Raw genomic sequence first — 19,415 nt, 5'->3', positions numbered from 1 at the left:
GCTGCCCTGTCGCAGAGCAGGATGTCCCTCGGTGGAAGTGGCGCACCACCTGGGCGGTCGATCACAATTCCCCTTCTATCAAGTCGTATGCGCTTTGGTTCTCGAAGGTGTTGATTCGATCAACAATGCGAGCCGAACGGGCATTGTTGGTTTTGATCGCTACGCGCTTCCCTTCCGGTGAACGGACTTTCGTGGCGTAATCGACTTGCACCACCACCTTCCCCGCGCCCTCTCCCTGGTCGAAAAGATAAATCAGACCGGGGCGCTCCTTGTCCCACAAGATCGCCTTGGGGTTGGCCAGCACGCGAGGCAGCCGCGAAAGCTCCCCGATCGACAAGGTGTCTCCGCGTTCGCGCTTGGCTTCGCGGTACATGTGCGTCACGTCCTTGTCGCTCAGGGTGATGGCCCCGCTGTCAGGCTCGTAGCCCTTGCCCCGCAGGTAGGCGATGACCTGGTCATCGAGCGCCCCCACCACCCGGCGGTCGCCGGTGGTCATGGGCGCGCCGCCCTCCACTGATCTGGCCACGTCCTCGATCCAAGTGCCCAACTCACGTTCGAGCGCCGGCGCCACGAACCGGGCGCTCGCCGCCTGGGCGGCGGCAAGGTCGGGCGTGGCGTTGACAATCTTGCCCATGAGCGCGCGAGCCGCGTTTTCTTCGACGGCCGCCTGCCCCGGGTTGTACGCCCAGCCCGGATCGATGCCCTTCGGCACCAACGTCACCTCGCCGGTGCGATTATTGGTCCAGGGCGTCATCTCGTCCGGGGGCGGATCGTCGCTCACCTGGTAGCCGAATTCGTCCAGGTCTCGTTGCGAAAGCTGTTGCTCGGTGCATCGACAACGCCAGCCGTTGGGCGGGTAGTGCGTGCGCCACCAGGGATGGTCCACGGGCAGTATGGTGCCGTGCCAGGCCCGGTGCTGAGGGCGGGTGCGCCCGTCCAGCAGGGCCACGTAGCGCAGGTACGGCCGCCGGGCCTTGGTGCGCTCAATCTGCGCCCAGCGCCCGGCCGCGTAGCTCACCCGCAGGTTGGTATCGTAAATGATTTCCAGCCGGCGCGGGCTGCCGAGCTGCGCCATGACCTTTTCGCCCGTGGCGGGGTCCGTGACCTCTTTGCGGCCCCACCAGCCCTTGGCTTGCAAGATGGGGGTGAGCTGGGCCTGAAATTCCTTGAGGGTCAGACCCGACTCCTGGGCCTTGAGCACGGCTCCGTGGATGTCCTTCAAGATGTCGAAGCCGGCGCTTTTCGCCACGGTAAACCCCGTGGCGTGGGCGGACTGCCACATGTCTTGCCAGCCAAACGTCTGCGGCAGGGATGCGCCCCGGGCCTTGATGGAGTCGACCGCCTCCTGGAAGGGTTGGGGCTTAAACCAGGTCAAGGTCTTCTCCGGTTTCGCCCAGGCCTTGGGCCTTGAACAGCATGCCCCCCAGATGCCCGGCCAGGGCCGAGGGGTCCTGTTTGGCCGGCAGCTCGGCCAGGCGGCGGCGGAAGGTCTCCAGATCCTGGCCGCGAGATAAGCAGTCTTCCAGCAGCGCCTGGATCGGGTCCACCAGGGGCTTGACCAGCGGCTGCCAGTCGCCCAGCTCTTCGGCCACGGCCTGGTCGATGGCGTCGGAAGGTGGCGCGGGCGGCGCGGCCGAATGGACCGCGCTTTGTAGGGCTTTACCGGGTTTCTCGACAGGCAAAGCCCCTGGCTCGGGGATAGGCTGGAGAGGGGTTTCCGTCCGCTGGGTTTGCAGGGTTACGGCGTCCGGGGCGGGGTCGGGCCATCCGAGCTTGTCCCTGACGACGGATTCCTCAACCCGCAGGCCGAGCGGAACCAGGGTGGCCAGGATCTTCGCCTCCTTCTCCATGTCCTCGGAGTCGGGCCGGAAGATCTTCACTCGGGGATAGAGCTTTTGCGCGCCGAAGTTCAGGTCAATCATCGGCCTGACCAGGTCGCGGTTGAGCGTGGCCGAAAGCTGCACCGCGTCGGCTGTCTCGATGTCCTGGCGCACCTGTTCGTGGGCGTTGGCCGTGCCCACGTGCTGGCCCACGTCCGTGGTGCCGGTCTGGCCTAAAACAGCTTTGGAAATCTGCTTGTCCAGAAATTCGGCCAGGCGCTCGAACAGGTCCAGGTTGCCGGATATCTTGGCTTCGACGAACTCCAGGGCCATGGACGCCGGAATGATGGCCGCCGCGTCGTTGGCGATATTAGTGACCGCTTCCAGAAGTACCTGCTTGTCCTTGTCGCTGGCGCCCTGGCCATACTTGCCCACGCGCACCGGCACGCCGTAGACCTCTGCGAACGCCACCCAGGCTTTCACGTCGAAATTCTTGAAGAGGTAACCCCAGGAGGCCGCGCGGGCCAGACCGCCGCGAAGGGCCAGCCCCGACTTCGACTTGTGCTCATGCCGAATGAACTTGTAGGCCGGCAACGGCTTCGGGCCGGCCACGGAACGCAGAAGCGGCGTGCCGCCGTCCTGCTCGCTGAAGAGAAACCACCGGGGATCGCGCCATTCGAGCCCGGACGGGACCCACTGCTTGCCCGTGGTGTCCCAACGGATTTCCACCAGGCTAAGCCCCTTGCCCACGGCGTCCAGAATGTCGAACAGCTCCAGGCGTAATTCGTCACGTTGGAGCCAGTCGCGAATGAAGTCGGCGCGCTTGACGTCTTGGGCATCGTCGCTTGCGGCCTCGACCGTGATTTCCAAGCCCGCCACCTGGTTTTTCCTGGTGGCCAGGACGCTTCTGTAATGGAGGTCCTTTTCTTCCATCTCTTCGGCCAGCTCGAAATAGCTCAAGGGTTCGCCGTACTCGGCCTGCCGAAGGATCGAGGCCAGACGCTGGGGGTTGAGGCCCTGGGCCGGGTGGCCCGACACCACGGGCCGAAAGTCGAACCTGTCCGGGGCCGCGACGTCTTCTTTCAAGGCCCCCGTGTCCACCAGGTTGCCCCGTGCGTCATAGAGGTACGTCGCCATCAGAATGCTCCTTTGCCGAATCTGGACCGGCCCAGGCCGGACATGGGGTTCAGCCAGTGCTCTTCGGATTTGGAGGCCGGCATGTAGCCGTACTCCATGAAGCTCGAAAACGCTTCAGCCACGCCCAGAAAACAAGCCCAAGCACGATCCGCGTGGCCGTTGCCGTCCCGGTCCGCCACCAGGCGCGGCGCGCCGGTGGGGCCGACCACCTTTTGAATTTTGTGCAGATCGTCGCGCAGAACGGGATCGCCGGCCGGAATGCGCACCCGGCGGTCCTCGAAGGCCTGCTTGGCAGCCGTGGCCACGTTGAGCGGGGTCGCGCCGGAAAGCAGCACGCCCACGACACGGTCCGCGCCGTAGAGCCGTTGCATGTCCTCGACCGGCTTTTCGCCCATACCGGTCTGGTCCATGGTGAGCCGCAGCATGCGGTACTTTTTGACCAGACGGTCCATCTCCGCGTCCTGCACGTGGAAGGGGGCGTTGTGCAGCACGCTGATTTCCCGCGTCCAGAGCACGTCGCCCACCAGTTCCCAGACCCAGGCCACCCACAGGTCGCGACGGCGCGCGATGTCGTTGCCGATGTAGACCGGACCGCCGGTGTAGAGTTCCGGCCGGCCCGCGTCGGCATGCTCGCAGCCAACGATCACGTCGAAGGGCAGCCAGGCCGAGGACGTTTCCAGAAATTGCAGCTCGTATTCCTGCGCCCAGGCCTCTTCGTCGTTCAGGCCCGCGCGCAGCTCCGCGATGTTGCGGTCCAGGCCCTGGCGCACGGCCTCGTGGATGTCCACGCGGTGGCGGCTCCAGACATTGTCGTTGGCCGACCAAATCTCGTAGAACTTGTTGTCCTTGCCGTTGGGCGTGGAGGTGATGCGCAACCGCAAGCCGTTCTTGGAGATTACCGGGAAAAGGGCTTTCCAGATTTCGCGGGAATTGTCGTGGATGGCGAATTCGTCCAGGTAGACGTTGGCCGAATAGCCGCGCGCCGTGTCGGGATTGGCCGGCAGGCCGGTGATGCGCGAGCCGCCCGGAAACTTGACCTCCTGGGCCAGGTAGGCCACGTCGCCGCCGGTGTGGAACTTCTGCTCCTCGAACACCGGCGCGCCCTTGAGCGCGCCATAGACGTGGTAGAACGCCTTGGTGAAGGGCTTGATCGTCTCTTCCACGGTCTCTTTGACCTGGCGCTCGCCCCGAGACAGCATGACCCAACGCACCCGGCGGCCTTCAATCTCAGCCCGGATGCAGTCTTCCACGATCTCGGCGCTGGTGGTGAAGGTCTTGCCAATTTGTCTGGAGAGCATGCCGATCTTGAACCGGGCCTGGTCGTTTTTCCAGGCCATCTGGTAAGGATGAAAATGCAGCAGGGTGTCGCTCATCCGCCAAACCCCAGGATGCGAAGCGCCTCTTCGGCCGCCTCGGCGTCCAGCTTGCCCGTGCCCACGGCCTCGCCCATCTTCTGCTTGGCCTCGGCCTCCACTTCCTTGCGGGCCGCCTCGCGGATGCGCAGCTCCATGTCCGCGCTGGTCTTGGTGGCGATGATGGTGTCCTTGAGGGCCTTGCCCAGGGCCATCAGGTCGCGGGCGCTCACATCGGGATCGTCGGCGTCCAACTGTTTGAGCGTCACCTGAAACAGCAGCTTGTGGAGCAGCTCCGTGGTGATCCGGCCCACGTTGTTGGGCAGATCGTCCAGGCGCGAGCCCAGGAACGTGGCGATATCGCGGGTTTCCCGAAGCTTCTTGGCGACTTCTTCGTAGTTCTGGGCGTAGCGTCCAAGCGCCGAACGCGAGACCTTGGCCCCCATTGCGTCCAGGTGCTGGACGATCTCGTCGAGAGTACGCCCGGAATCCAACAGGCGGTGGATGCTCTCCTGAACCGCCTTGGGCAGTTGTTTCACGGTGGACTTGCGAGCCATGTTTACCCCGTTTACCGGGGCATCGGACGTTTCACGCCCGGCTGCTCGGCCCGACCGGAGGCCACGTCCACGCCGCGCGCGGTGATCTTGACCACGGTCACGGGACCGACCTTTTCCAGTTCCACAAGCCCCTGCTCGGCCAGCCAGGCGGCCAAAGTGTGTACCTCGTCGCGGCTCACGGTGTGACCGATGGCGCACAAGGCGTCTTGCAATACGCTGGTGTTGAGAGAAAACCCTTTGTCTTCCGCCAGGAAGCGCAGGATGCCCAGACGGCGGTCCTCGCTGACGAGCGCGGCAAACTGATTCACGACGCACCTCGCAAATGGTGTTCCATCAAGAGATTGAGCGGGCGTTCAACACGTTCCATGACCTGTTCCTGGCCGTCGATCCGGGCCGACAACGTGTCGATCTTTCCGCCAAGCTCGCTCAGCTTGGCGGAAAGCGCCCGGATGTCGCTTTCCGAGGGCAGGCGCTCCAGCCGGGAGTCCAGGCAGGTGAGCGTGGTTTCGGCCTTGGCGACCCGGCCGCTCATTTCTTCGCGGCACTTGGCGCACTCTTCGCTAGGCACGAACTTCTTGTTCATCGACCAGCTGGCCCACGCCAACACGCTCTGGAACACCAGTACGACGCAGGGGACGATGATGCTCGCCCACTTGAGCGTTGTTTCTTCCATTGTTTACCCCTCGTCGTATTCGGTTTGACATCCCACGCACCGGCACGCCCCAGGCACGGCGGCCAGCCGCCCGGCCGGGATGGGCTCGCCGCAGTCCAGGCAGACGACGCGGCCGGCGCGCGTGCGTTGACTCTGCCGGGGGGCGGCCTGCCCGGCGCGGGCCAGAGCCTGGGCCAGGTAGACGCGTTCCGCCTCTTGAGCCATGTCACAAGCATCCATCACTGCCCGCCGGGACCGGAGCGACAGGGGCCGGCTGGGGCGCGGGCGCGGGTTGCGGCGCGGGCGGGGCCTGCACCGGCGGCGCTTCGGGCCGGACGGACAGAATGGGCTCGGCCACGGAAGCGAGATACGGCCCGGCGGGCGGATCGACGGATTCCAGCGCGCCGCCGACGTAGCTCCCGGTGATCAGCGCCGGCTTGCCGATGGCGGCCGTGGCCTTGAGCCGGCCGATCAAGGCCATGACGCCGCCCACGGCCCCGGCCAGGGTCGTCAGCTCCCGGCAGAGCAAGACCAGGTCTTCGCTGGACACATGCATGCCCAGCAGGTTGAGACACGCGCCGGCCAGCACAATGAGCGCGCCGACCACGCCGGTCGATCGATACCAAGGTTTGATGTCGTACATGGGGTCACCTGTTGTAGAGGATGCGGTTGACGAGACGCTCCCAGGTTGCGGCCCAGCGCCTGGCCCGAGAGGTTGAGAGCCCGAGACCGCGCAGCCGGCAGTACACATGCGCGGCGTTGCAACACTGTTGCAGCCAGGCCCTCACGACGGCCACGCGCCGCCCAGGGCCAGGGCGATCTTGTCCACGTAGGCCTGGTTCTCCCACGTGCCGTCAGGCGTCTTGCGCGGGGAGCCCGCGTTGTAGGCCGCCAGCACTCCGGGCCAGCCGGTGGAGGCAAGAAACTGGTCGCGCAGGCGGGACAGGTGTTGCAGGGCGTAGGAGAGCCCCACGCCGGGTTCGCACAGGCCGGTCAAAAACTTGCCATTGTAGCCCAAGGCCCGGGCGTTGGCGCCCATGATCTGCCCCAGGCCCCAGCTGGCCTGCTGGCCCCAGTACTCGGCGTCGGGATCAACGCCGGGCGGGGCCGGAAAGCCCTTGGGGGGGTACTTGGACGCCAATTCAGCGGGAGTGAGACGTTTGAAAGGTCGGTTTTCCCGCACGTCCCACAGGTAATTGTAGCGGGGTTCAGGGTTCCAGGCGTCATAGCAGCCCCCGGATTCCACGTGGACCAAGGCCAAAGCGATCTCGGGGGGTATCCGATACCCCGGAGCCATGTCGGTCACAAACGAAGAGAACACACCGGGAGACGAGAAGATGATGTGCATGAAAACACCGTCCACGTTGAGGTTGGCAACGTGGACGGTGTAGAATTTGGCGGGCGGGAGGCTAACCCGGAAAATTTTCCGGGGTGGTCGGGAGGGGCGGCCTATTCTGCCTCTTCGCAGATCAAATAGGCGATGTCAAACAAAGGCCCCCGCGTGAGCGGGGGCCGGTTGGTTGTCGGTGTTCGGCGTCAGGCCGCCTGGCGTTGGGTTTCCAGCCGGTGGCGCTTGGCCGCCTGGTCGGCCATGTCGGCCAGCAGCAGGGCTATCCAGCTCAGGCCGGCGACCGCCCTGGGCGAAGGAGCCGGCGAGCCCGGACCGTGGTCGAGCCAGGCCGGAACGGCCTCGGCCAGAAAGCCGGTCAGCTCGCTTACCTTCTCCAAGAGGTCCGCGCAGGTGTCGTCAGGGTCCACCAGCATGCTACGCCTCCAGGCCGAGGGTGCGGGCCTTGCGCGCCCACATGCGCACCGTTGTCGCACCCATGTCCATGAGCTTGGCCACCTCGGACGTGGAAAGCCCCATGCGCTTGTAGCGCACCACCCGGCGAAAGGCCTGCAAACGCTCCGGCGAGACCGCCAGCACGGCCCTGGCCCCAACGGCCACGCCCTCGCGCCGGGCCGTGGCCGCGTCTTCCAGGGCCTGTTGCCGGGCGTTCTCCAACGCGGCACGCTCCAGGGCGTTGAAGGCTTCGATGTACTTGAGCTTCCACTCGATGGCCCGCTGGCTGTTCCAGCCCATGACGAGCAGGGTGAAGGCGTCGCGGGTGAGGAGGAAGGCGGGCAAGGTGCGGCCGGTCGAGTCTCGGTATTCACTCGGCCCAAAGTTGGGCTCAGTGAAGGATGCCGGAAGCTTCTTCCGCAATCCGTCAATGTCGCGCAGCACATGCTTGTGCTGCAAGCCGAAATGCTGGGCCAGCTCGACAGACCGAACAGCCGGACGCTCGCCAGACAGGAACTCAACGGAAATCGCGGGGGTGGGAAGGGAAATGGTCGTGGACATGAAAGGCCTCCTACAATTTTCTGATGGACAGCTTCGGAAATGAAAACTGCCGGGTGCTCAGAACCGCGTAGGAGCGGCGGGCGTATTCCCCCGAAAGGTATTGTATTAGCCCACACCCGGCAGAGAACCGGTCAGGTAAAACAAACGGCGCTTGCGCGCCTATGGCACGGCTGACGGGCGTGGGGCCGTCCTACGATAAAGGAGTTCTGAGGCTCCTGGACGGCCCATGCCTGAAACGTTCGGTGGTGTCAAGGTTGCTCACGGGGACTGGCGACCTTCAACGCTTCAGCTCGATTCGCCCGTCTTCGAGGAAACCTGTAGCCAGCAGGTCTTTACTGACTTGTTCGCGGATGAATACATAAGGCTGGTTTCCGCCACGTTTTTCAGAGAACACTCTCATGATGGTCAACGTGAAAAGCATCTTGTCTTGCGTGGTGAAGCCTTTCCACCCAAGAGGCTCAATAAATGCGGTGTTATTGTCAATATCAACAGTTACATACCCCTTCCGACTCATGATAACGGCGGCCTTAATCGCTTCCGTCACTTCTTTTTGAGTCGGTGGCCATCCGGCATAGGCAGTTGAGCAGAATAGGGCTACACAAACGACGAGCAGAAACAGTCTTTTCATGGCAGGTACCCATCCCGTTTTTTAGGTCGCGACGGCCGCCGTAGCGACTCCACACACTATCCAAGCAACGAATATCCACATACACATTCTCCCGCAGGCTCAAAGGTTCTCTGCGCAAGCGTGTAAACGAATCTCGTCATCTGGTAAACACCGGGCGTCAGGCGATATCGTCTACAAGAACAGGGGCGTTGAACAGCGCACAAAACACCCGCCACCGGCCGTCCACACCCTGGAACGGCGGGCGGATGGTGTGGGTGCGGGTGTAGAGCTTCGCGCCGGCGATCACCCGGCTGGGGACGCGCACCCAACTACCCACGGGGATCTTCGGGGCGGGCTCGGACGGGGCCACGCCCGCCAGGCCGGCCAAGACGGCGAAGGCCTCCTGCAAGGTCACGAACACGTACTTTTCGCCCGGCGCGTACCAGGCCCGATCGATCCGCACCCGGTAGCGCCCGGGCGTGGCGCCAGGGCGCCCGGCAAACAGCTCCGCCGGGAACAACTCGGCCACGCGCCGGCCGGCGGGAGTCTCCAGGGTGATACGGGCCTCGGGCCGGCGACGGTCAGCCATTTTGCTCACCTTCAAACGCCGGCCCTGTCCAAACCCACTGAAACACGTTGAACAGTCGAGGGGCGAGCAGCTCCAGCACGGCGAGATCAAAGCCCTTGCGCCACCGCTTGGTCGGTATGGCCACGAAAAAGCCATAGCTGTTCCCGGTGGCGCGACACTTGACCGCGATCTGCACAACGCGCTCGCCTGGCCCCGCGTCTTGCAGACCGGAAACAATGCGCAGGCGGTTTTTGGCCTGGTCGGCCGCCAGGCGCAACCGCAGGGTCTCCCGCTCGGACATCTCGGCTTGCAGCTTCCTCAACTCCTGGATGCGATGGTCCACGCGGCGATGGCCGCTCGCCTGGTCGATAAGCACCTGGATGGGGTCAAGTTCCTGACCGCAGGCGTCGCAAAAGACCCGGCGCGCGCCCCTGTCCACCGCGATCACCTTGTGGGAGCATGGGGGCAGATCCGCGAACGTCTTTTGTATCACGGGCGGCTGGCGCTTCGTGAAATCCACTTCGATCACGCGACCGTCGTCAGCCATGTCAGTGCGCCTTGCTCCGGAGATACGCGCCCATCTGGGCGACGATGCCGGGCGTTTCTGCTTCCGCCTTGCGTTCGGCCTGCAACCTGCCGGCCCGCAAACCGGCCGCCATTCGCTCCATCGCGGCGGCCATGCGTTCCATGTAGGGATCGTCAGGGCCGTAAATCTTCTCCGCAGCCATATACATCAGCTCGACTTCTGCGACGTATTCGTCCTTGGCCTTGTTGAAGCGTTCCAGCGCGTTCATAGCAACCCTTCCTTTCTGGCCAGCCACAGGGGCATGGCCAGGGTGATCTTCTCGCCGCACCGGGCGCCGTCCCGGTCATAGCGCAACAGCCTATCCGGCAGGGTCACGGACCGTCCGTCGTCCAGCACCAGCAGGATCGAGCGGGCCGAGCCGTGCGCCAGCAGCGCGTTGCACAATGTAAATTCCTCAGTCATGGGCAAAACTCCTCAAAACAGCGTGGTCTGGTCGGAGCGGAGGCCCTTGCGGTCCCGCCGGGCGGCCTTGAGGTTGCGCACGGTGCGGTCCGTTACTCCGACCAGGCGGGCGATGGCGGCCTCGGACTCGCCTCGCCGGGCGGCCTCGCGGATTGCGGCATGCACCCTGGCCCGGTTGCCGGCGTACGGCCCCAGCGGTATCTCCACGTCGCCGCCGCCCAGGCGGGCGGCGATGGCCTGGGCGGCCTCCATCCCCACGGCGGCCACCAGCCAGTGACCAGGCAGCAAGCGGTCCGGACCGGGCAGGTAGGCCCGCGTGCCGCCCTTGGCACGGGCCACGGCCACGGCGGCGGCCTCGCCGGCCACGGCCGCGATCTCGGCCAGCACGCCGGGCAGATCGAGGGAGGAGGTGTTGACCTGGTCCACGCTGTAAACGCTCGCTAAACGGTCTCGCGCAGGCCGGCGGCCTTGCGCATGCTTTCGCGCCACACCCGCAGCACTTCGAGGCGCGTGTCCTTGTCTTCGAGCGCCTGCCTGATGAGCTTGGCCACGCGCTTGTCCAGGGCCGCGATCACCGCGCGCAGCTGGTTGGGCGTGGCCCATTCCAGGCGGTCGACCTTGTACATCCGCTTGAGGATGGCGTGGGCGTAGTCCCACGGCACAAAGGCGTCCTGCATGTTGGCCAGCTCGGCCAGCAAGGCCTCAATCTTCGTGAGCATCGGCGTGCGGCGCAGAGCCTTTTCGCTGGGGGCCTTGTCGCCCTTGCGGGCCTTGGTGGTGCGCGGCTGCCAGCCACAGTTGTCCTCGAAGTGGCGCAACAACTGGTCGAGCTGGCGCGTGGTCAGGGCCTTCGAGCTGGCCGCCCGAAACATGGTCTGGAGCAACGCGCGGTAGTCCGGGTCGCTGATGCCCAGTTGGGCCTTGGCCACGTGGATCTTCGTGGTCAGGGCCTTGCGGTAGTTTTGTGCGGCGCTCATGCCTTTTTCCCTCCGGTGCTTTTCTCGTGGAGCTGATTCAACGCGTCAGCGAAAATCACGGCCAATTTGTCCGCCGCTCCGGGTTTTTCCGGGTCCGGCAGCACGATGCAGACCGCCCGGCCCTTGCGGTGGGTGTCGATCACGGCCAAGGAGCCGCCGTAGGCGCGGCCGGGGAGGAAGCGTTTGGGGGCAGACATCACAGGGACTCCTTGCGAAGCGTTTTCACCGTCTTGATGTTCAGTTCGAACACTCCCTGAACGACTTCATGCGTCACCCCTGCTTGCGTGGCGATTTCGGCTACTGTGAGCCCGGACCACATCAGGTTCAGGATGTTCTGGCGTTGCTCTTGCGACAGTTCTTCCTTGACCTTTTTCTTCAGGGCCGCCCGAATGGTGGCCGCCGTGACCCGCTTTGGCTTTGTTCCACATTCCGCTTTGTTCACTGCTCGAACAGCCTGCTCCCACGTCGTTTTTGAAACTGAGCCATACGACTTTCCCCCAATTTCGAGGGTCACGGTGAAGTTTTTTGGTTTACGGTTCATTGCTGTATCCCCAAGCGCTTGGCCATCTCCGGGTCTTCGGCGAGAAGCCTCGCTCTTTCGTCTCTAATCTGTTGAGCAACCTCTGAAATTTTTCTGCATTTATAGTCATTTGCTCGCGCAAGATATTCAAGATGTTCTTCTTTCCACTCTGGCACGAGATACATATCTCGCGGTTTCTTCCATGCCGGGCAGTCTTCTGGCATCGGCGTTTCTTCGCCAAACCCGGCTGCGAATCCATAGTGACGCGGGACGCGACAAGACGGTCTGAACATGCAACGACCATGCAGCTTGCCGTCATAACCGCTACGTTCCCAATGGACACCCCAGCCGCATGTTGCACAATCACGTTTGTTGCGTTTTGCCACGATATTTCCTTTCGGCTGCTCGTCAGGCCGGACGCGCCACCGTCCGACGACCGCCCCGCGTGGGGCGGTTTCGCAATCAGGCTTGGGGTATGGGGATGACACGCGAGAGGCTATAGCCGCCGGATATCCCCACAATCATGACCAACACGCCGCCAGAAGGAGTAATCCAAGCTTGCGAACGCGTGCGCGTCTCCAGGACCTCGCCCCGATCCTTGACCACTTTGACTTCCGTCCCAATCGGGTAGTGCAAGTTCCACGTATCCACCAACGCAGTGGCGGCCTCGTCCGTATGTTCAGTTAAGCGTCTCACTTCAGCGCCTCCTTGAGGGCCTTGCCCGCATTAAACGCCACCCGACGGCCGGCGGGGATGTCGAGAGGCTCCCCGGTCCGGGGGTTGCGTCCCTGGCGGGCCTTTGTCGCCTGGGTCACCAGCTTGCCCAGGCCAGGCAGGGGCGCTTCGCCCCCGCCCAGCAGCTCGGCGGCGATCACGTCGCCGGCGATGTCGAGCACGCTGGCCACATGCTTCTTGCCGATGTGCATGGTCTCGGCGTCCGTCTTCAGCGTCCAAACAATGCGGTCGATCAACTCTTGCTTGGTCATAAATCCCCTCACATCGCCGCCAAATCCAGGGCGATGGGCACGTATTTGCCGTCTTCGCGGCGTTCATAGACGCGCAGGTAGGTCTTGCTGCCGGCCACCCGCAGGCTGTCGCTCACGGCCTGCATGGCCTGACGCCACCGGTCGTCGTCGATCTTGAGCCGGCGCAGGCCGAGCACTCGGCCGGTGTTGATCCTGCCCTCCTTGTCCACCTGAAAGGCGTCGTTGATGAGGGCTCGGATTTCGTCCCGGCTGCCCGTGGTCCATTCGGTGATGCACTCGTCCACAAGCGCCTTGGCGGCCTGCAAGCGCTCGTCAAAGGCCAAGGTCTCGGCCACCTGGCGCTGCACCTTGTACCGGCCATCGTACGAGACCAGGGACAGGTTGCCCTTGTCGCCGCCGATCTTGACCCCGTACTGTTCGGCCGAGAGCTGGACGAAGGCGGCAACGTCGGCCTGGACGTCGGCCTGGAATTTGGCCAGGTCATCGTGAACGGCGCGGGCCTTGCCCACCACCTCGAGCACCAGCTCGTGCCGGGCCAGGTCCACGTCCTTGACCATGGCCAGGGGCACCAAGCGGCCCTGGGGGTCTTCCATGTAGCCTTCAGGTATCGTGGCGGTCATTGCGCGCCGTCCTTGCTCGTGAGAGTCTGCCACCGGCGCTTCGCCTTCCGATTGGCGGCTTCGAGGGCTCTCGTGGCCACCACCTGGGCCTCCAGTTCTCCGGCCAGGTCCGCCGTGGCGTCCAGGCGCTCGCGGCAGAGCAGCAGGACCGCCCGAGTTTCCTGGTCCACGCGTTCCATTGCGGTCCCCAGGGCCAGCCGCACGGTCTGTATTTCGCTCGCAATCATGCACATTCCTCCGCAGTAGTCTGGCGCTTGGCCAGGTGGTTGCAATCGCTCATGGCTGCCAGCACATGCTCGTGCGCCCGCGTCAGCAGCTCGGCCCGCAGCAGGGGCTTCGCGGTCTTGATGGCGTCGGTCAGGGCCACGCTCGCCTGGGTAAGGCGCGTCTGCATGCGGTCGAGCCCGTCGAGGCGGCACCTCGCAATCACGTCCCGCGCTCGGCCGAGGTCCACCCAGGCGCAACGCAGCAGCTTGCGCCTGGTGTCGTCAGGCAGGCGCGTCGCGTCCTGCAGGGTGATGTGTACCGAGCCCACCAGCAGCTCCAGCCGCCGAATGTCAGCGTTTTGCGTACTCACGCAGCACCCCCTCGAGTTGACGTTTGGTGGCCCGCTCTTCGCGCCGCCGCCACTTTCTGGCCGGCGTCGCCCGCCGTGACGCGGGTTGCCCCAGCCGGCGGATTGACCGGTCAATGCCCCGCACGGTCATCGGTCAATCGACTGTGGGCACAGCCGTCCCGGCAGGCGCGGTAGAGCCGCACCCGCATGTTGTTGGCGGCCGAAAAGGGCCGGGCCTGGTTGGCCTCGCACTCGGCCAGGGATATTTCGCCCAGCACCGGGCAGATCACGCACTCGGCCAGCCAAGCCCGGCGCACGGCCTCTTCGATGCGCGTGGTGTCGCTCGTCCAGTCGTTGCGGACAATGCGGCTCACCGCGCCCTTGGTGACGCCCAGCTGCGCGCCCACCTTGGCCATGCTGGCCGCCTGGTCGCACTGCACGGCCAGCTCGCGCACCCAATCCGGCAGGTCCGCGCCCCAGGCCGCCTGGGCCTTGGCCAGGGCGGTTTCGCGGGGGATACGGGAGGGGATCATGAGGTCACCCCGCCCAGGTCCATCCACACGATTTCCTTGCGGTTGGGGTCATAGACCGCCTTGGTGCGCAGCACCTGGGGCGGCAGCCCCCCCGTGCGTTTCACCAGCCGGTACACGGCCTTGCCGCCCTTGGGAGAGGCCGGCTTGACAAGGGCCAGGTAGCCGGCGCGATAAAGATGCGAAACGTAATCCTGGGCGTCGGTCTCAAGCACGGGCACGTCTTCCGTTGACGCGGCCAGGGCCAGGTTCCGCGCGGTAAAGGCGCCCAGGCCCGGCATGGTGCGCCACATGCTCTCGCGTTTTGTCGGCGGGCAGGACGTGCCGTCCTTGCGCACCCTCGGCGCTTCGCGGCCGTTGTCCCTGACCAGCCGGTACAGCGCGCGCTTGAACGATCCCGGATTCCCGCCCGGGCTCTCGGTTTCGCCCGCGATCGCCACGAATCCGGCCTTGCGCAGACTGGCGATGTAGTCCGCGACCATGGCGAGGGTCGCTCCGGTCAAGCGAACGAGGTCCTGGGCCACAAACTCCCTGCGCTCGCGCATCACGTCCCAGACGTCCTGGCGGCTTGGCGGGCGTTGCAGCTTGGCCGTGATCACGACCGTCCCCCGGGACGGCCGCTGAACAGCTCGCCGTCGTAGTCGGCCCGGCACAGGGCCGTAGCTCCCCGTGCGGCCGCGTAGTCGCGCACCCGGTCCAGGCTGACGCAGATGCGGCGCGTGCACCCGGCCGCCGCCTCGTGGATGGCCGCAAGCATGTCGTCGGCCAGGTCCACGCCCGGGCAATAGAGGCGCGCCAAGTGCCTGGTGTCGTCAAGGCTGGCCGGCTGGGCGCGCTTCATGTCCAGCATGCGGTTGTGGATGCGCTCCCACTTGCGCAAGGCGCTTGGCATATTTTCTTCGCCGATCAGGATGACTGAGGAGTTCGAACTTTCGTAAATGTCGCGGACAATCTCGATCAGCCCCTTTTGCACAAGGAAGTCGGCCTCATCGATGATGAGCGGCCGGTGGGAGTTGCTTAGTTCCTCGGCGATCTGGTCGACCATGGCGGGCACCGTGCGCTCCTGGTCGATCGACATTTCGCTCAAAATCTGCTCGCAGAGCTTCTTGCGCGTCCAGACCGACTTGATTTGCACGACAAACGCTCGGTACTTGTTGGACGCGTAGGTGGATGCAAAGGTCTTGCCGTAGCCCGAAGGCCCGTAAAAGCAGGCCATGCCCGGCAAATCCGGCGCCCGGTTCATCACGGTCTCCACCAGCCCGGCGAACAGGCTCACGTTGAGCAGGGGCGCGATGGTCTTGTCTTTTGCGACGGTTTGCTGCATCTTGACGTCTCCTTTTTGGTTCGTTTCGGGGCCTCGACCGTGGCAGCGGTCGGGGCCTCACCGTTCATCCGCCAAACATCGCCTCGCCAAAATCTTCGTACAGGCTGGCCTCGGCCCGGTACTCGTTCGATGTCCGGTACCGGGCGAGCCACACAGTCTCTTCAGGCGAAATGTTTTCCCCGGCGTTCAGCCGGCGTTCGAGGCCAAGCGCGCGCCGAAAGCGGTCGCGCTCGGTTTCCCGTTCCGGCTTGAGCGGCAAAACCTTGGCCGTCTCGATCTCCTGGGAGACCCGCTGGTGGAGCACCAGCTCGCTATTGGAGAGCGGCGAAACCTCCAGCACCGGCTTGCCGCCGTTCAACTCAGCCAAAATTTCTTCTTCCTTGCGCTGCACGCGCTCCATGCGGCCCTTGGCCCGGTCTTCGCGCGCCTTTTCGACCACGGATTTGGGGAAATAGTCGTGGACGTTGCCGTTCAGTTCGGCCGTGCAGACCGGGCGCTCGTTCAGGTCGCGAATCCAGACGCGGGAAGGATCGTGAACGTCGTAGCCCACCATGACTTCCTGCCCGTGGTAGGGGGTCAAGGCCCGGCTGAAGTATTCCTCCCCGTTGATCTTGACCCAGCAGCGCTTGACCAGCTTGACGGCATAGGGGCGGAAGAGATCGGCCAGCACCTCGGGCGACTCCATGATGATGTCCGCCTGGGGGGCCAGGGCGTCCCACTGTTCGTTCGGGGACCGGTGGCGCTTTTTGCCCGTGACCTCGTCACGGATCACCGGCAGCGTGGAATGGGGCCGGTCGTTGTACGCCTCGACCCGGCCCGCGACCCAGGCCAGGAACTGCGGCCACTCGATCAGACTCTTGGCCCGACCAAAATCCTTCACTTCCGCCTTGACGCGGTCGAACATCAGCTTTTTAGCCTCACGGTCCATGTCCTTGCCCACAAAGGAAGGCGAGGCCTTGGCTTCGCGTATCCACATGGCCTGGAAGCGCTCGATCACGCCCCTGGCCTGCGAGTTGTAGGGGATGGAGTGTTCGACGCTCGTGCCGATTCTGGCCAAAATGCCAAGGCCCGGGCCGTCCAGCATGTCGTTGCGGAAGCCGGCCCCCCGGTCCGAATAGAAAATTGCGGAGATTCCACCATGCTCGACGCCACAACGTAAGGCGTCCGCGACCAGCAGCGACGATTCGGCCAGGCCCACGCTCCAGCCCACACACTTGCGGGTGGCCAGGTCCAGGATCGAGACGATCTCCGGCCGAAAAGCCCGGCCGTGGTCCGGGTGCTGCACCATCATGTCGGCGGTGTGGCCGTCGCCCGTGTAGACATCCGTGGGCAACAGGTCATCGAAATCGCGCTTGACGTAGGCCTTGAGCCGCTTCAGCTCTCTCGGCCCCATGCGGCCCCGGTTGGCCTCCAACGCGCCGAGGCTCTTGATTGTGCGCTGCACGGTGCGCAATTCGGGCAGCTCGACGCCAGCGGCCACCAGCTTTTCATGGCACCAGGCGATGGATGGCTTCTGCGGCTGGCGATACTCCTTGAGGAAGACCGGCAACCATGTTGGCAGCGGCTTGTACGGCCGCATGCGCGGGGCCAGACCGTCCGGGCCTTGCGTTTGCAGCACGTCCAGCCAGTTGCGCAGGGTCGAGAGGCACAGCGCCCGGCGCTTGCCCTTGCGGGCGTTGGCCGTGACCACGGCCCGGTCCAGGGCTTCGTTGAGGCTCCCCTCGTTTGCCAGGGCCAGGAAGTGTTTCATCGCCTTGGGCATGCCTTCGAGCAGAGACATGCGTTCCAGCTCGCGCAAAATGATGAGTCGTGCGTCGCGCACCTGGCGTTGCCACTTGGTGAGCACCTCGGCCTTGACCGGCGGCAGGGGCACGGGCTCTTGCCGGCGGATGGAGTCCACCGGAGCGACGAGCGGCCCTTCGGCCAGGGCCTCGCGCACGTCGGCGGGCAGGGACGCGAGAGGATACAACCGGCCCCCGCCCCGCACGCGGCCGTCCGCGCTGGGCCAGGCCTCGCGGCCGGCGCGACGGGTGACACTCCGCACTGCGATGCCGAGCACCATAGCGATTTCAGCTGTTGTGTATGTATCCTTCACGATTTCCTACCGCCTGTAGCTCACGCCGCCCGCTGGGATTTCATGTCTTCCGGCAGGTCCAACCACTTCTCCGAGCACCCCAATTCCAACAGGTACGCCAGCACCTTCCGGTGGTTCCGTTGGCCGATGATGGTCTCCCTGACCGGGCTGTAGTTGCGGAGTCCCAGCGCCCGCTGGACGTCCTTCATGCCCATCCCTTTGGAGCGCAGGTGACCACGGATTTTCCAGGCATCCCGGCGCATTCCCGTCTCCATCATGACAGTCCCTCCAACAATTCCTCCTCAAGGCGGCGCTTGGCCTTGGCCTTGGCTTTCTGCTCGATTATCGCGCGGCCATAAGCGGCATATTTGCGGTCCTCGGGGGTCATCACGTCCGCACCCAAGGGCCGCAGCGCCTCCCGCATGGGCCGCAGGTCACCCGTGGCCAGGCAAAAGACGACCACGGCCAACAGGTTTGGCACATGGTCCCGGTCCGCAGGCGACAACCACTTGTCGAGCGTGTCCTTGCTGATGGATTTCGTATTGCCGGCCGTGAGGCGCACCCCGCCGGAAGCGGCCAGGGCGTTGATCTTGTCGACCAGGAGCTTGCGCCCGTCCGGATCGAGCCCGGCGGCTGCGTTCATGGCGGCCCGCACGGCCGGAATCAGCCCGGCCAGCTGTGCGTCGCCCTCGAACAAGCTCATCTGCCTCATCGGTCCCACCCAGCGGGTCGGCGTCAATTTTTGGTGTTCCGATTGACGTTGACCCAGGTTTTCGCGGGCGGTAGACTCAAGGTGTAATTTGGCAATGTTTTTTTGGCACCGCCCGCAGGACTTTCTTGCCCCGTTTTTGGTAGTTGGTCAATTCGTTTTTTGTGTCCAAGTTAAAAAAACGGGAAAAATTTTTTCCAACACTATTTCAATGTGTTGGTAAAAAATGGCGTGTCCGACTTCCTGTCCAACTTCGGGAGGCAAACTTGGACACCCCCTCAACGACAGCCGCACGTCTGAAATTTATTCGCGGTAAGCGAACCCAAGCCGAGTTCGCTCAGGTGGCTGGGATTCACAAAAATACGTTAGGAAGGTATGAACGTGGGGAATCTGAACCGGATTTGGTTGCTGCCAGGCAAATCTGCCTCGCCTTTGGTGTAGAGCCCAAATGGCTTCTATTTGGCGATGGCCCAGTCACCGTAGGCAGCGACCAAACAACGCCTGCCCCCAACGCCACAACGGCCATTGAGCCAGCGGGTGTTGACCCGACGAGCGAGATCAATGCCCTGCGCCAAGAGAACCGGGAACTGCGGGGTGAGAACCGGGAGCTTCGGCAGGAGAACCGGGAACTGCTCAAGCAGAATGCCGACCTACGCGTGGAATTGGCCAGGCTTGAGGCCCGAGCCGCGCCAGACAAGGGCTCTACCGAGGTGATGCAGGATGAATCGGCCAGGAAAATCGCGTAACCAGAAGATGTCTATTGACCATTGTGAGGCGATGAGAATCGTAGCTATCTATGCCTACGGAAATACACGCGAGCTTTCAATAAACAATGCGAATGGATTTCGTATATACGATTGTCGTTTTGCCTGGAGAAGCGGCATGAGGCCTGGGCGCGCTTGTGCAAAAGCAACTGTCGTTTTGGCCTCGGCCTGGGCAAAAACGTGCAAAAGCAACTTTCGCGCGCCCAGGCCGAAAACGCTTTGCCAGGCGCTGGCCAAGTTGGCGCAATCATTGGGCTGGCGTCCCATTAAATCCCACATTCTCCCGACATATCCCGGCTCAGCCTAGAACCAGAACCAAGTGTCGCAAGA

General features: G+C 64.1%; 32 protein-coding genes and 1 other RNA gene. 1 reads left to right on the top strand and 32 read right to left on the bottom strand.

Annotation, left to right across the window (positions count from 1 at the left end):
* Positions 1-61: 61 nt before the first annotated feature.
* The 32 genes from ACYQ01_RS19490 to ACYQ01_RS19335 all read right to left on the bottom strand — a co-directional run bounded on the left by ACYQ01_RS19490 (position 62) and on the right by ACYQ01_RS19335 (position 18,315).
* On the bottom strand, positions 62-1,375 hold the full coding sequence (locus tag ACYQ01_RS19490; protein WP_459933918.1) for a phage minor head protein: 1,314 nt from the start codon (positions 1,373-1,375) through the stop codon (positions 62-64).
* Positions 1,362-2,957 (bottom strand): DUF935 domain-containing protein, encoded by a 1,596-nt coding sequence (locus tag ACYQ01_RS19485; protein WP_459933919.1) that lies wholly within the window; start codon positions 2,955-2,957, stop codon positions 1,362-1,364. The genes ACYQ01_RS19490 and ACYQ01_RS19485 overlap by 14 nt, the downstream gene beginning before the upstream one ends.
* Positions 2,957-4,330, bottom strand: coding sequence for a terminase large subunit domain-containing protein (locus ACYQ01_RS19480; RefSeq protein WP_459933920.1), 1,374 nt, complete (start codon positions 4,328-4,330; stop codon positions 2,957-2,959). The genes ACYQ01_RS19485 and ACYQ01_RS19480 overlap by 1 nt, the downstream gene beginning before the upstream one ends.
* Positions 4,327-4,866, bottom strand: a complete 540-nt coding sequence (locus ACYQ01_RS19475; protein ID WP_459933921.1) for a phage protein Gp27 family protein — start codon at positions 4,864-4,866, stop codon at positions 4,327-4,329. The genes ACYQ01_RS19480 and ACYQ01_RS19475 overlap by 4 nt, the downstream gene beginning before the upstream one ends.
* An 11-nt stretch (positions 4,867-4,877) precedes the next feature.
* Positions 4,878-5,174 carry a VpaChn25_0724 family phage protein gene (locus ACYQ01_RS19470; protein ID WP_459933922.1) on the bottom strand — a complete coding sequence of 99 codons (297 nt, stop codon included), beginning with the start codon at positions 5,172-5,174 and terminating at the stop codon, positions 4,878-4,880.
* Complete coding sequence (locus ACYQ01_RS19465) at positions 5,171-5,539, bottom strand: DUF2730 family protein (RefSeq protein ID WP_459933923.1); 369 nt, start codon at positions 5,537-5,539, stop codon at positions 5,171-5,173. The genes ACYQ01_RS19470 and ACYQ01_RS19465 overlap by 4 nt, the downstream gene beginning before the upstream one ends.
* 3 nt (positions 5,540-5,542) lie before the next feature.
* A complete protein-coding gene (locus ACYQ01_RS19460; protein ID WP_459933924.1) occupies positions 5,543-5,743 on the bottom strand; it encodes a TraR/DksA C4-type zinc finger protein in 201 nt (66 codons plus the stop codon).
* A 1-nt stretch (position 5,744) separates the two neighbouring features.
* A complete protein-coding gene (locus tag ACYQ01_RS19455) occupies positions 5,745-6,161 on the bottom strand; it encodes a hypothetical protein (RefSeq protein ID WP_459933925.1) in 417 nt (138 codons plus the stop codon).
* Positions 6,162-6,302: 141 nt separating this feature from the next.
* Positions 6,303-6,866 carry a transglycosylase SLT domain-containing protein gene (locus ACYQ01_RS19450; protein ID WP_459933926.1) on the bottom strand — a complete coding sequence of 188 codons (564 nt, stop codon included), beginning with the start codon at positions 6,864-6,866 and terminating at the stop codon, positions 6,303-6,305.
* Between the two features lie 188 nt (positions 6,867-7,054).
* On the bottom strand, positions 7,055-7,282 hold the full coding sequence (locus tag ACYQ01_RS19445) for a hypothetical protein (RefSeq protein ID WP_459933927.1): 228 nt from the start codon (positions 7,280-7,282) through the stop codon (positions 7,055-7,057).
* A 1-nt stretch (position 7,283) separates the two neighbouring features.
* Complete coding sequence (locus ACYQ01_RS19440) at positions 7,284-7,862, bottom strand: Rha family transcriptional regulator (protein ID WP_459933928.1); 579 nt, start codon at positions 7,860-7,862, stop codon at positions 7,284-7,286.
* A gap of 277 nt (positions 7,863-8,139) precedes the next feature.
* A complete protein-coding gene (locus ACYQ01_RS19435; RefSeq protein ID WP_459933929.1) occupies positions 8,140-8,490 on the bottom strand; it encodes a hypothetical protein in 351 nt (116 codons plus the stop codon).
* Between the two features lie 157 nt (positions 8,491-8,647).
* A complete protein-coding gene (locus ACYQ01_RS19430) occupies positions 8,648-9,058 on the bottom strand; it encodes a hypothetical protein (RefSeq protein WP_459933930.1) in 411 nt (136 codons plus the stop codon).
* Positions 9,051-9,584 carry a hypothetical protein gene (locus ACYQ01_RS19425; RefSeq protein WP_459933931.1) on the bottom strand — a complete coding sequence of 178 codons (534 nt, stop codon included), beginning with the start codon at positions 9,582-9,584 and terminating at the stop codon, positions 9,051-9,053. Before ACYQ01_RS19425 ends, ACYQ01_RS19430 begins: the two co-directional genes overlap by 8 nt.
* 1 nt (position 9,585) lies before the next feature.
* Positions 9,586-9,831, bottom strand: a complete 246-nt coding sequence (locus ACYQ01_RS19420) for a hypothetical protein (RefSeq protein ID WP_459933932.1) — start codon at positions 9,829-9,831, stop codon at positions 9,586-9,588.
* Positions 9,828-10,025 carry a hypothetical protein gene (locus tag ACYQ01_RS19415; protein ID WP_459933933.1) on the bottom strand — a complete coding sequence of 66 codons (198 nt, stop codon included), beginning with the start codon at positions 10,023-10,025 and terminating at the stop codon, positions 9,828-9,830. Before ACYQ01_RS19415 ends, ACYQ01_RS19420 begins: the two co-directional genes overlap by 4 nt.
* Positions 10,026-10,037: 12 nt before the next feature.
* Positions 10,038-10,451 carry a hypothetical protein gene (locus tag ACYQ01_RS19410; protein WP_459933934.1) on the bottom strand — a complete coding sequence of 138 codons (414 nt, stop codon included), beginning with the start codon at positions 10,449-10,451 and terminating at the stop codon, positions 10,038-10,040.
* Positions 10,452-10,465: 14 nt separating this feature from the next.
* The gene (locus ACYQ01_RS19405; RefSeq protein ID WP_459933935.1) at positions 10,466-11,002 is read right to left on the bottom strand and encodes a phage protein GemA/Gp16 family protein; all 537 of its coding nucleotides are present in this window, start codon (positions 11,000-11,002) and stop codon (positions 10,466-10,468) included.
* The gene (locus tag ACYQ01_RS19400; RefSeq protein WP_459933936.1) at positions 10,999-11,199 is read right to left on the bottom strand and encodes a hypothetical protein; all 201 of its coding nucleotides are present in this window, start codon (positions 11,197-11,199) and stop codon (positions 10,999-11,001) included. The genes ACYQ01_RS19405 and ACYQ01_RS19400 overlap by 4 nt, the downstream gene beginning before the upstream one ends.
* Complete coding sequence (locus tag ACYQ01_RS19395; protein ID WP_459933937.1) at positions 11,199-11,543, bottom strand: hypothetical protein; 345 nt, start codon at positions 11,541-11,543, stop codon at positions 11,199-11,201. Before ACYQ01_RS19395 ends, ACYQ01_RS19400 begins: the two co-directional genes overlap by 1 nt.
* Positions 11,540-11,908: a hypothetical protein gene (locus ACYQ01_RS19390; protein ID WP_459933938.1), complete on the bottom strand. Its 369-nt coding sequence runs from the start codon at positions 11,906-11,908 to the stop codon at positions 11,540-11,542. The genes ACYQ01_RS19395 and ACYQ01_RS19390 overlap by 4 nt, the downstream gene beginning before the upstream one ends.
* Before the next feature lie 9 nt (positions 11,909-11,917).
* Positions 11,918-11,984: hammerhead ribozyme type II (locus tag ACYQ01_RS19385), an RNA gene on the bottom strand.
* Between the two features lie 230 nt (positions 11,985-12,214).
* Positions 12,215-12,508: an HU family DNA-binding protein gene (locus ACYQ01_RS19380; protein WP_459933939.1), complete on the bottom strand. Its 294-nt coding sequence runs from the start codon at positions 12,506-12,508 to the stop codon at positions 12,215-12,217.
* An 8-nt stretch (positions 12,509-12,516) separates the two neighbouring features.
* The gene (locus ACYQ01_RS19375) at positions 12,517-13,128 is read right to left on the bottom strand and encodes a DUF3164 family protein (RefSeq protein WP_459933940.1); all 612 of its coding nucleotides are present in this window, start codon (positions 13,126-13,128) and stop codon (positions 12,517-12,519) included.
* Positions 13,125-13,355 carry a hypothetical protein gene (locus tag ACYQ01_RS19370; RefSeq protein WP_459933941.1) on the bottom strand — a complete coding sequence of 77 codons (231 nt, stop codon included), beginning with the start codon at positions 13,353-13,355 and terminating at the stop codon, positions 13,125-13,127. The genes ACYQ01_RS19375 and ACYQ01_RS19370 overlap by 4 nt, the downstream gene beginning before the upstream one ends.
* On the bottom strand, positions 13,352-13,705 hold the full coding sequence (locus tag ACYQ01_RS19365) for a hypothetical protein (RefSeq protein WP_459933942.1): 354 nt from the start codon (positions 13,703-13,705) through the stop codon (positions 13,352-13,354). The genes ACYQ01_RS19370 and ACYQ01_RS19365 overlap by 4 nt, the downstream gene beginning before the upstream one ends.
* A gap of 110 nt (positions 13,706-13,815) precedes the next feature.
* Complete coding sequence (locus ACYQ01_RS19360; protein ID WP_459933943.1) at positions 13,816-14,217, bottom strand: hypothetical protein; 402 nt, start codon at positions 14,215-14,217, stop codon at positions 13,816-13,818.
* Positions 14,214-14,813 carry a hypothetical protein gene (locus ACYQ01_RS19355; protein ID WP_459933944.1) on the bottom strand — a complete coding sequence of 200 codons (600 nt, stop codon included), beginning with the start codon at positions 14,811-14,813 and terminating at the stop codon, positions 14,214-14,216. Before ACYQ01_RS19355 ends, ACYQ01_RS19360 begins: the two co-directional genes overlap by 4 nt.
* Complete coding sequence (locus ACYQ01_RS19350) at positions 14,810-15,538, bottom strand: AAA family ATPase (RefSeq protein ID WP_459933945.1); 729 nt, start codon at positions 15,536-15,538, stop codon at positions 14,810-14,812. Before ACYQ01_RS19350 ends, ACYQ01_RS19355 begins: the two co-directional genes overlap by 4 nt.
* A 64-nt stretch (positions 15,539-15,602) precedes the next feature.
* A complete protein-coding gene (locus tag ACYQ01_RS19345; protein ID WP_459933946.1) occupies positions 15,603-17,633 on the bottom strand; it encodes a Mu transposase C-terminal domain-containing protein in 2,031 nt (676 codons plus the stop codon).
* 20 nt (positions 17,634-17,653) lie between these two features.
* On the bottom strand, positions 17,654-17,890 hold the full coding sequence (locus ACYQ01_RS19340) for a hypothetical protein (RefSeq protein ID WP_459933947.1): 237 nt from the start codon (positions 17,888-17,890) through the stop codon (positions 17,654-17,656).
* Positions 17,887-18,315: a hypothetical protein gene (locus tag ACYQ01_RS19335; protein ID WP_459933948.1), complete on the bottom strand. Its 429-nt coding sequence runs from the start codon at positions 18,313-18,315 to the stop codon at positions 17,887-17,889. Before ACYQ01_RS19335 ends, ACYQ01_RS19340 begins: the two co-directional genes overlap by 4 nt.
* Before the next feature lie 272 nt (positions 18,316-18,587).
* Between ACYQ01_RS19335 and ACYQ01_RS19330 the strand changes: the two genes are divergently transcribed.
* Positions 18,588-19,067, top strand: a complete 480-nt coding sequence (locus tag ACYQ01_RS19330) for a helix-turn-helix domain-containing protein (RefSeq protein ID WP_459933949.1) — start codon at positions 18,588-18,590, stop codon at positions 19,065-19,067.
* Positions 19,068-19,415 lie beyond the last annotated feature (348 nt).

It is taken from the genome of Fundidesulfovibrio butyratiphilus, from assembly GCF_054657235.1.
The sequence above is the reverse complement of the archived record's forward strand: the minus strand, read 5'-3'. Positions and strand labels throughout refer to the sequence as shown.